Raw genomic sequence first — 11868 nt, 5'->3', positions numbered from 1 at the left:
TAAGAAGATTCTAGAGGATAATTATGTGGCAATTATTTTACAAAATGTTTCTCCGCTACCATAAAAATAATAATGATGGTTTTACCCTCATCGAACTCTTGGTTGTGATTATTATTATTGGGATTTTGGCAGCAACTGGATTACCTAACCTACTCGCACAGGTAGGAAAAGCCCGAGAAGCAGAGATGAAAAATGCTCTAGGTACTGTGGCGCGTTCTCAAATGGCTTATCATTGGGAACAACAGGTGTTTTGTTGTGATGGTCGAACTCCAGATCAAATTTTAGAAGCCCTCGGAGTTCCTATCAACAGTAAATATATTAGTAGTTGGACTTTCGACACTTCTACTGTTGCTTCTCAAGTTACCTTTAACATTACTAATAATAATTGGGATAAAGATGGCACAAGGGGACTTTCAGCTGGAGTATTTTTTGATCCCGCCCTCGTAGATGCCTATAGCTCAATTATTTGCCAGAGTTTTGATCCTAGTGCCACCACAGCTTACCCAGTCATTACTGACCCAGTTTGTGGAACTAATGCTTATCAGCTAAGATAATCATAACCCATAGGATTATAATTAGCATCAATGAGACGTTTTTGGAATTTAGCAACTTCAATTATATTTATTATCTTCTGTATATCCGTTATTGGTTACTTACAAATCCCCATCACAAGCAGAAAAAGCCAAGCCATATCTAAAGAAGAAGCTATAAAACAGGAAAAAAGAGATTATCTAACTCTTACTTTCCTCAAGAATTTACCCAATTTTGGTTTTAATAACTTAGTCGCTGATTGGATTTATCTACGGTTTGTTCAATACTTTGGTGATGAAAGCCGGGATTTGACAGGATATACTCTCAATCCAGAATATTTTACTGCTTTTGTGGATAAAGACCCTCGTTTTATCGAACCTTACTTTATCTTCGCCCCTGCCACTACTCTCTTTTCAGGCAGGCCAGATGTTAGCGTGGATTTAATGAGCAAAGGCTTACAAGCTATACAACCCCAACAACCGAAAGCCTACCAAGTGTGGTACTACAAAGGTATCGACGAACTCCTATTCACCAGTCAACCACGACAGGCAAAAATATCCTACCAAATAGCAGCCCAGTGGGCAAAATACCACGATAACCCTGAAGCCCAAAATCTCGGTCAACTAGCCCAAGATACTGCCAACTTCTTAAAAGAAAACCCCAACAGCAAAAAAGCTCAAGGCGCATCTTGGATGAGCATTTACACCAATGCCAGAGAAGATTCTGTAAGAGAATTAGCTCTACAAAATATCGAACGCTTAGGAGGTGAATTAAGAATAGAAGGTAATAGGGCAACATTAACCTTTCCTGAAGAAAAATAAATTCACACTTACCTCCCATAGATAAAATATGTATAGTTGGCATCCTTCCATTATTCATCTACTAGAAGAAAAAAAATATTCAAAAATAATTGACTATTATCAACAAATTATCAACACAGATCCCAATAATATCATTAATTATTGGTATTTAGGATTAGCCTATTTATTAAATAAAAACTTAGAAAATGCCCAAGCTACTTGGTTATTATGTCTATCCAACATCGAAGAATCTGCATATGATCAAAGTATAGAAATTCTTAAAAATATTCTTGAAACTGAAGCTCTACGACAGTTATATTCTAGTAATTACTCCCTAAGTTTATTAATCCGACAACAGATAAACGATCTTGACGAGACTGATGTTAATAATCAACTACACATTATTAATTTAGAACTTTTATTAGAAACTTTTAATATAGAAAATATTTTACATTATGACATTATCAATAAAATAAAAAATAGTGCTCCTGATACTCTAAATTTATTACTAGTTTTAACTATTTTAGAAGATATTTTAAAAAAATATACCCATGGTTTAAGTGTATTATTAGCAGAATCAATTTTACACTATTCTCAAGGTAATCAGGAGGTAATGAATAAAATAAAAAGTGTGGCTATTTCCATGGGAGAAGAAAAGAATCATATTAATTATGCTATTGATTTATTAGAGCTTTGTAATTATTTTAATCACGAAGATAGTCGTATTTTTATTCACCTTAATAAATTTTATGAACGAATAAAAAACTATGAAAAACAATTGAATATCTGTCAACAGTATTACCAAAAAGCTAGTAATTATATAGAAAAATTGAGTAGTATTAATTGCTTATTATCCTATTATCGCACCATGGGAGACAGGGATAATTTTGCTCAATTAGTCAGCGAACAAAGTCAATTATATGAACAGATAGAAGAAAAAAAAGATAGTTTAAAAGACGAACAAAATAAAGAGATTATCATCATAGGAATAATTGACTTTTTTTATTGTCAGGATTTGCCACAATATAACCGTAATTTAATCAATAAAGTTGCTCAAGTTTTTCAAGATATTAATAAACCTTGTTATCCTAATTTTGTTTTTCAATATCAACATCAAGAATGTCTATTACCTCCCAAAGCTGAAGCAGATCAAGGGCAATTTTATCCTTTAAAATTAAGAATAATAGAACCTAAAAAAGTTTTAAAAATAGGTTATATCGCTCATACTTTTAACGACCATGCCGTAGGTTATATTTCCCGTTGTTTAATTCGTAATCACGATCGCACCAAGTTTGACATCAATCTTTACATGGCTCAGGGAAAAATCGATGAAATAACCACCAAAGACTTTCAACCCTATGTTTCTCAAATATTTAGGGGCAATAGAAATGTCAGAGCGTTAACTGAAAAAATTTATGACGATGACATCGATATTTTAGTAGATTTAGACAGTGTAACTCAAAACTTAACCTGTACTGTTATGGCTGTAAAACCAGCACCAATTCAGGTTACATGGTTAGGTTTAGATGCCAGTGGCATACCCAATATTGATTATTTTATCGTTGATCCTTATGTTTTACCAGAAAATGCCCAAGAATATTACCAAGAAAAACTATGGCGTTTGCCCCATAATTATTTAGCCATTGATAACCTTGAAATAGGAGAAAAAACTTTAACCAGAAAACAACTTAATATCCCCGATGATGCAGTTATTTATCTTAATATGCAAAATGCTGCTAAACTTAATCCCCATATTGTTCAAATGCAAATGGAAATTATCCAGAATGTTAAAAATAGCTATCTTCTTTTTAATGTAAGAAAAGATAAAAATGTCTTAAAAAAATATCTTTATTCCCTCGCCGATAAGTTTCAAGGGGTGAAAGATAGAATCAGATTTATTCCTAGTTATCCTCCCGCTATTTATCGAGCAAACTTGGCGATCGCAGATATAATCTTAGATACTTACCCTTTTAATGGTGCCGTAACCGTTTTAGATAGTCTGTGGCAAAATATCCCCTTAGTAACAAGGGTAGGGCAACAATATCACGCCCGACAGGGTTATAGTTTTTTAAAAAATTTAGGTATAGAAGAAGGTATTGCTTGGACTGACCGGAAATATATAGAATGGGGTATCAAATTTGGTAATAGTGGCAAATTAAGAGAGAAAATTAGAGAACAATTACAACAATCAAAACTCAATTCTAGTCTATGGAACACTGAACAATTTACCAGAGACATGGAAAAAGCTTATCAACAAATGTGGCAAATTTACTTAAAAAGTATAGGGTAATAAAAAAATAAAGATGAAAAATCACTATCAGCAATGGTTATCAAAAGTCACCCCAGAGGATTCTAGCCAGAATTATCACAATTTAATAGATTACTATCTCGGGGCGATCGAAACAAATCCCGATATAATTACTAATTACTGGTATTTAGGATTAGCTTATTTATTAGATGAAAATTTAACCCAAGCCCAAGAAACATGGTTTTTTATCTTCGCCCAAGTAGCACAAGACTTACAACAATATTCCCAAGAATTATTAGAAATACTCAATTTAGAAGCCCTCAGACAAGAAAAATTATCCCATAACAAACTCCACTTATTAATTTGCCAACAAATAGCAGAAATTGATCCCGAAAATATTAATAACCTTCTTACAGTCGTTATCCTACAAATCAAATTATCTGAGTTTGAGATTAACCAATTAGAAGAATATAATCTAAAAGAATTAATCGCCACAGCAGATAAAGATAGTATTGATTTTGCCCTCATTCTTGATTTTATTCCTCATATCTTAGAATATCCTTACGAACAAACTGTTTTATTAATCCAATCAATCCTGACATATACCCAAGGCAATGAAAAAATAATCACTAAAATTGTTAATCTTGCCACCGACATAGAAAGAAAAAAACAATACACTATTTATGCCATTCGTTTACTAGAAGTTTGTAACCTATTTCCCCATCAACAACTAGATATTTATCGCAACCTATATAGTTTTTATAAAAAAACCAAAGACATCGACAAACTTATCGCTATTTGTGAACAATATCGAGATAGAAGCCATAATTTCTCTGATAAACTAGAAAGCCAGAATTTACTACTTAATACCTATCTCACCGTTGCCCAATGGGATAAAGCCTTAATCTTAGCTGAACAACAGTACAAATTATATGAAAATATAGAGAATCATATCGAAGACTTAAAACAATCTCAGAGTAAAGATAGTTTTATCATTGGTGGTATAAACTTTTGGTATCTCAAAGATGATCTTAGCTATAATCGTAAGCTAATCAACCAAACTGCCAAAATATTTCAACAGGTTAATCAATCAAATTATCCTTCATTTACCTTCCATAAACCTCAAAAAAAAGAAAAGCTAAAAATAGGCTATCTCGCCCACACCCTAAAAAATCATTCCGTTGGTTTTCTCTCAAGATGGTTAATGCTTTATCACGACAAAGAAAACTTCGATATACATCTATACATGAATCAAAATCGTGAAGATGACATCACCGAAAAATGGTTTAAACCCCACGCCTCAAAAATAACGAAAGTTCAAAAAGATACCCGTAGTTTAATTAATGCTATCTACAATGACAAAATCAATATTTTAGTAGATTTAGACAGTTTAACCTTAAATAGCTCTTGTTTGGTAACTGTGGCAAAACCAGCCCCCATTCAAGTGACATGGTTAGGCATGGATGCTACAGGAATACCAAATATAGATTATTTTATTGCCGATGATTATGTAATTCCGCCACAAAGCGAACAACACTACCAAGAAAAAATTTGGCGATTACCCCATACTTATCTGGCGGTGGATGGTTTTGAAATGGCTAATCCTACTTTAAAAAGAGCTGATTTAAACATTCCAGAGTTTGCCGTTATATTTTTAAACGTACAAAATTCTGCAAAACTCAATCCCCATTTGGTTAACCTACAAATGCAAATTATTAGTCAAGTAGAAAATAGTTATTTGATTTTTAAAGTAAAACAAGATGAGACAAGGTTAAAAAAATATATCTATGAATGTGCTGATAAATTTGATAACATTCAAGATAGATTAAGATTTATTCCTTATGATGAAACCGTAGAACTACATCGGGCAAATTTGGCGATCGCAGATATTTTCCTCGATACATATCCCTACAATGGCGCCACCACAACCCTCGAAGCACTATGGGCAGAAATCCCTACTGTGACTAGGGTAGGAGAACAATTTGCCTCCCGCAATGCCTATGGATTTATGATGAATACCAACATTCAAGAAGGTATTGCGTGGACAGATGAAGAATACATAACATGGGGTGTAAAACTAGCAACAAATGAAGATTTAAGGAGAGATATTAGCTGGAAATTAAGGCAATCTAAAAGAAAATCTCCCTTGTGGAATAGTAAACAATTTACCAAAGAAATGGAAAACGCTTATCAGCAAATGTGGCAAATTTATCTCGAGGAGAATCAATAAATGTTTAATGTTGATAATAGTATTGATGATTTTTTACAAAATCAAAAATATCAAGAACTACAAGAACTTTTAGAAACAAAATTAGAATCAGATCCTGATAATTTAATTAGTTATATTTATTTAGGTTTAGTTTATTTTCTCCTAGATAAAAGAGAAGAAGCCCAAGCAACATGGTTTTTAATTCTCATGGCAGAAGATGAATTTGCCTCAACAAAATTAATAAAAATTTTAGACCAAGAAGCACACCGACAATGGAAATTTAATAATTATCAACTATCCTACAACTTAAGGGAAATTATCAAAGATAATAATCCATATCTAGTCAATAATTTATTGTTAATGGCAGAATTAGCAATTAATTTAAAGATAATTAATAATGATTATTTAGTCAATCTATCTTTAGTAGAAGCCATTAAAAATACACAAAAAAAAGATATAGATACAGATATTTTATCCTCTGTTTTTGCACAAATTTTAGACTTTCCCTTTTTAATTAATATTGATTTAGCCGCCGCTATCCTTGAAAATCAAAATGGAGATAAAAATTTACTACAAATTATTTCCAATAAAGCCCATCAAGTTGGTTTGGAAAATAATTATTTATATTATGGAGCAGAACTTACAAAAATTTGTTTGCAGTATCAACCGGATAATTTATCCCTCATAAAACAAATATATAAATGTTATAACGGGGCAGAGGATTTTCATAAATTAGAAGAAACCGCTTTGAATTTTATTAAATATAGTACCAATGACGTAGAAAAATTATATGGTATATATTTATTAATGCGTGGCACTGTTCAGGTTGGAAAATGGGATAATTACTTCGATTTATATCAAAAATATTTTTCTTTACTATCGCAGTTAGAATTACATGAAAATAATAATTTTGAAGGATACATAGAGTATATGTTAGTCTCTATATGTCAATTTCTTCTCTACTTTAACGATACACCTAAAATTAATAGAAAAGTAATTAATAAAATATCAAATTTATATCAAAAATTAACCAGAAAACGCTATACAGAATTGTTAGAAAATCAACTCTCTTCAACTCAAAATAATACTTCTGTAAAGAAAAAGTTAAAAATAGGTTTTCTATCCGAAGCTCTTAGAGTCAATTGTGTAGGGATTTTGAGTCGTTGGTTGATCCAATATATAGATCGAGATAAATATGATATTTATATATACAAAATCAAAGGTAGAGAAGATTTTTTTACCAATCAATGGTTTAAAAATAAAGTTACTCAATACTATTGTTTTGATGAAATAAAAGATACTTATGAGCAAATCAAGAAAGATGAAATAGATATTCTCATGGAGTTAGATTCTTTCACCCATAGTTTTACGAATGCAGTAATGACACTAAAACCAGCTCCCATTCAGGTTAGTTGGTTAGGTTTAGATTCTACAGGGATACCTGCTGTTGATTATTTTATCGTTGATTCTCATGTATTGCCTGAAAATGCTTCTCAGTATTATCGTGAAAAAATCTGGCGTTTACCCCATACTTATATTGCAGTTGATGGCTTTGAAGTCAATACTCCATCTTTAAAAAAGGAAAGTTTAGGTATCTCAAACAGTGCGATTATTTATTTGAGCTTACAAACAGGCTTAAAAAGACACCCTGAGTATATTCGTTTGCAAATGAAAATCTTACGGCAAGTTGCTGATAGTTATTTTTTAGTGTCGGGATATAAAAATGAATTGAGTATGAATAACATCAAAAATTTATTTACACAAATAGCCCAACAAGAAGGAGTAAATCCAGATAGAATTAAGTTTTTACCTTATATGCCATTGCAGGATTATCGAGCTAATTTATTCATCGGCGATGTGGTTTTAGACACATACCCTTTCAATGGTGCAACCACAACCCTCGATGCTTTATGGTTAAATATTCCTTTGGTGACTAGAGTCGGGCAACAATTTCACTCCCGTCAGGGTTATACATTTTTACAAAATTTGGGTATCACTGAAGGTATGGCTTACACTGATGAAGAATACATCCAATGGGGAGTTAAGTTTGGTACGGATGAGGAATTAAGAAAAAAAGTTTACTGGAAATTAAAAGAGTCGAAAAAAACTTCTCCATTATGGAATGGTAAACAGTTTGCCAAAGAAATGGAAAAAGCCTATCAACAAATGTGGGCAATTTATCTTCAGGGGAATCGATAAATGATGAATTATCACCAAGAAATAAAACAGCTTTTAGAAGCTAAAAAATACCAAGAATTGATTTCTTATTTAGAAGATAATATAGAGGATATTTCGCAAAATCAATTGAGTGTAAATTTATTTTGGGATGTTATTCCCCAATTATTATTAGTAGAAAGAGAGAAAGCCTTACCTTTATTAAGAAAGGGAATTAATTTTGTTAATAATATTGATGAATGTGTTAAAAAACTTGATCATGTTTACCAATTATCAAAGAGTAAATTTCCTGATTTTTCTATTCAGTTACTAGAACTATGTATAAAAATAAAACCGAATGACCTCTATTTAGAAAAAAATCTGACTTGGCATTATTTATTACTTGAAGATTATCAACAGGCCTTAACTTTAGCACAACAAATATATACTAAAGCAGATAATTTAGGTCTGAAAGTTTACCTTCATTATTTAATTTTTGAAGTGATAACTGCAGGGGGAATGTGGGATATTCTTCCCCCATATTTAGAAGAGTTTAAAATCAATTTATATAAAACCATTGAATCTCAAGTTGCTCCAAGATTTATTGAAGATGTATTTGTGAGTATTACTCCTCCATTAATAGCAAGAGAAGATAATCTTTCTCAAAATAGATTTTTACAGAATCAAATTGCGAAATTATTTACCAAAGAAACTAGAGCAAAATATTCATCTTTAATATTATCTTTATCGAAACAGACTCAAGTAAAGAAAGACAATATAAAATCAACAAAAAAATTAAAAATAGGATATATTTCCAGTGCCTTTCGCCATAATCCTGTGGGTTATTTATCTCGGTGGTTATTAAAATATTATGACCGTGATAAATTTGAGGTTTTTATTTATTTAATGAGTGATTATGAAGATGAGATAACCCAACAATGGTTTTTTAAAAATGCTACTAAATATCGTAAATTTCCTGTTGCTAATATTACAGAAATAGTTAACCAAATTAGTCAAGATGAATTAGATATTTTAGTGGATTTAGATTGTTTAACTAATCATAGAACTTCTCAAGTAATGACTTTTAAGTTAGCCCCTATTCAGGCAAGTTGCTTAGGTTTAGATTCTACGGGGATTCCTACCATTGATTATTTTATAGCAGATTCTTTTGTTTTACCTGACAATGCCCAAACTTATTATCAGGAAAAAATTTGGCGTTTACCTAATTGTTATCTTGCGGTGGATGGTTTTGAAAGTGGTACACCTAGATTATTATCGAAGGTAGATGGGATAGTAAACGAAGATGCAATTATTTATTGGACAATTCAAACAGGATGGAAAAAGAGTGAAAAATCCTTAAGATTGCAACTAAAAATTTTAAAACAAGTTGATAATAGTTATCTTTTTATTCAATGTAATGGCAATGATAAAAGTATAAAAAAAATTGTAGAACAAGAGGGAGTGGACGTTAATAGAATCAAACTTTTACCTTTTGTACCTCTCCTCAATTACAGAGCTAATTTTTTCTTAACTAATATTCTACTAGATAATTATCCTTTTAATGGGGCAACTAGCACCCTTGATGCTTTATGGTTAAATATTCCCCTTGTCACTAGAGTTGGTGAACAATTCCACGCCCGTCAGGGTTATACTTTCCTTAAAAATTTGGGTATCACTGAAGGTATTGCTTACACTGATGAGGAATATATTCAATGGGGAGTTAAGTTTGGTACGGATGAAGAATTAAGAAAAAAAGTATATTGGAAATTGAGACAATCTAAGAAAACATCACCTTTGTGGGATGCTAAACAGTTTACTAGGGATATGGAAAAGGCATATCAACAAATGTGGGAAATATATGTTAGCAAACAAATAAAAAAAGAATCAGTTGAACATGAATAAGATTAATTATGCCGATGTTGTCAAATTTTATCGGAAAGGAGAAGTAAACAAATTAATTAGTATTTGTGAAAAATCTATATCATCTTTTCCTAATGATATAAATAATTATTGGTATTTAAGTTCTGCTTATTTATTAAATAATCAAATAGATATGGCTCAATCTATATGGATGTCGGTGTTGTGGGAAAGTGATGATATAGACAAAACAACTCAAGAATTAGTAGATTTTATCCACAAATTAGCAAGAGAATTAGTTATATCAAATTATTATCAAGAAGCTAAATTATTTTATGAACAGTTGATAACTTTAGATGAAGATAATTTACTCAATTATAAATGTTTACTTGATTTAAATTTACAAATAAATAGTCAAGAAGAAGCAGAAATTATTTTTAAGCATCTAATCAATTCTAATTATTCAGATCATGCTATTTATTTAGAATATGCTCAATTTTTAGCGAAACAATATCGTCACGAAGAACTATTTTTAATCTTGAAGCAAGGTGTCGAAAAATTCCCTTTCGAGCAAAATTTATACTTGGCGATGGTGCAATTTCTCAAGAATAACGGTAGGGCAAAAGAGGCGATCGCCTTTGCTGAACAAGGTTTAAAATTGAATCCTGATAATATAATTTTTCAGTTAGAAAACGCCAAAATATTACCCATTATTTATGAAAGTGAAGAAGAAATAGAGTTTTATAGAAAAAGATTTACTGAGCATTTAGATAATATCTTTCAAAATTTGTGTCTAAAAAATGAAATGGAGAAAAAAAATGCTTTAACGGCTATTAGTTTAAGTACGAATTTTTATCTTCAATATCAAGGTAAAAATGATCTCAAGATTCAAAAAAAATATGGCGATTTAGTAGAAAAAATTACTAAAGCTAATTATCCTACAACTAGCAAATATACAGTAAACAATGATAATAAAAGAAGAATTAAGATAGGTATTATTTCTTGTCATTTTAGAAATCATAATGGGGCTAATTGGGCATTAGGATGGATTAAGTCTTTAGATAAAAACAAGTTTATTATTAATTGCTACTACTTAGAAGTTACAGAAGATTATATAACAAAAGAATTTATCAAATATAGCGATAATTTTTACTTTTGTTCATCAGACTTGAACACAACTATAGAAACAATTAATAAAGATCAATTAAATGTTGTAATTTATACAGATATAGGAATGAAACCTATTACGAATATTTTGGCAAGTATTCGTTTAGTATCAATTCAGTGTGTTACTTTTGGGCATCCAATTACTTCTGGTTTATCTACCATAGATTATTACATATCCAGAGAGTTAATGGAAACGGAAAATAGTAAAAATTATTATACAGAAAAGCTCATTTTATTACCAAATAATGGTTTTTATTTAGAAGATATAAATTTACCAAAAAAAATAACAAACAGAGAAGCATTTGGTTTTGATCATAATTCTATCCTTTATTTATCCACTCAATCTTTATTTAAATATTTACCACAATTTGATTATATTTACCCTGAAATTGCTACTCAAATTCCTTTAGCTAAATTTATTTTTATTGAATTTCCCATTAGTAAATATGTTAATCATATATTTAGAAAAAGATTAAAAAAAGCCTTTGTTAAATATCATTTAAACTATCATGACTATTGTATTATTTTACCTCGTTTAAATGAAGAAAAATTTATGAGTTTACATATGGTGGGAGATATTTTTCTGGATACATTTACTTGGTCAGCGGATAATACTTGTAGATTAGCTGTAAGCTGTGATCTCCCCATTGTAACTTGTCCGGGAGAGTTTATGAGGAGCAGACATTCTTACGGAATTTTAAAAATGATTGATATGGAAGAGACTATTACTTATTCAGAAAAAGAGTATATCGAGATGGCAATAAAACTAGGAAATAATTTGCAATGGAGACAAAACATAATTGATAAAATGAAAAAGAATAAACATAAATTGTTCTATGATTTAGATTGTATTCAAGGATTAGAAAAATTTTTGACTAATGTTGTGGTTAATAAAATTTAAT

The 11868-nt window shown here is 30.6% G+C and carries 7 protein-coding genes; all 7 read left to right on the top strand.

Features of this window, described 5'->3' with window-relative positions:
• Positions 1-23 precede the first annotated feature (23 nt).
• The 7 genes from CYAN10605_RS06080 to CYAN10605_RS06050 are packed head-to-tail and all read left to right on the top strand — an operon-like array spanning position 24 to position 11867.
• Positions 24-554 carry a prepilin-type N-terminal cleavage/methylation domain-containing protein gene (locus CYAN10605_RS06080; RefSeq protein ID WP_015219062.1) on the top strand — a complete coding sequence of 177 codons (531 nt, stop codon included), beginning with the start codon at positions 24-26 and terminating at the stop codon, positions 552-554.
• Positions 555-584: 30 nt separating this feature from the next.
• A complete protein-coding gene (locus tag CYAN10605_RS06075; RefSeq protein WP_015219061.1) occupies positions 585-1352 on the top strand; it encodes a hypothetical protein in 768 nt (255 codons plus the stop codon).
• Positions 1353-1380: 28 nt separating this feature from the next.
• Positions 1381-3621, top strand: a complete 2241-nt coding sequence (locus CYAN10605_RS06070; RefSeq protein WP_015219060.1) for an O-linked N-acetylglucosamine transferase, SPINDLY family protein — start codon at positions 1381-1383, stop codon at positions 3619-3621.
• Positions 3622-3634: 13 nt separating this feature from the next.
• Complete coding sequence (locus tag CYAN10605_RS06065; RefSeq protein WP_015219059.1) at positions 3635-5809, top strand: O-linked N-acetylglucosamine transferase, SPINDLY family protein; 2175 nt, start codon at positions 3635-3637, stop codon at positions 5807-5809.
• Positions 5810-7987, top strand: a complete 2178-nt coding sequence (locus tag CYAN10605_RS06060) for an O-linked N-acetylglucosamine transferase, SPINDLY family protein (RefSeq protein WP_015219058.1) — start codon at positions 5810-5812, stop codon at positions 7985-7987.
• Positions 7988-9844 carry an O-linked N-acetylglucosamine transferase, SPINDLY family protein gene (locus tag CYAN10605_RS06055; RefSeq protein WP_051018107.1) on the top strand — a complete coding sequence of 619 codons (1857 nt, stop codon included), beginning with the start codon at positions 7988-7990 and terminating at the stop codon, positions 9842-9844.
• Entirely contained in the window at positions 9837-11867 is a 2031-nt protein-coding gene (locus CYAN10605_RS06050) for an O-linked N-acetylglucosamine transferase, SPINDLY family protein (RefSeq protein WP_015219056.1), read from the top strand. Before CYAN10605_RS06055 ends, CYAN10605_RS06050 begins: the two co-directional genes overlap by 8 nt.
• The last annotated feature ends 1 nt before the right edge of the window (position 11868 follow it).

The sequence above is a fragment of the Cyanobacterium aponinum PCC 10605 genome, from assembly GCF_000317675.1.
Classification (GTDB): domain Bacteria; phylum Cyanobacteriota; class Cyanobacteriia; order Cyanobacteriales; family Cyanobacteriaceae; genus PCC-10605.
The sequence above is the reverse complement of the archived record's forward strand: the minus strand, read 5'-3'. Positions and strand labels throughout refer to the sequence as shown.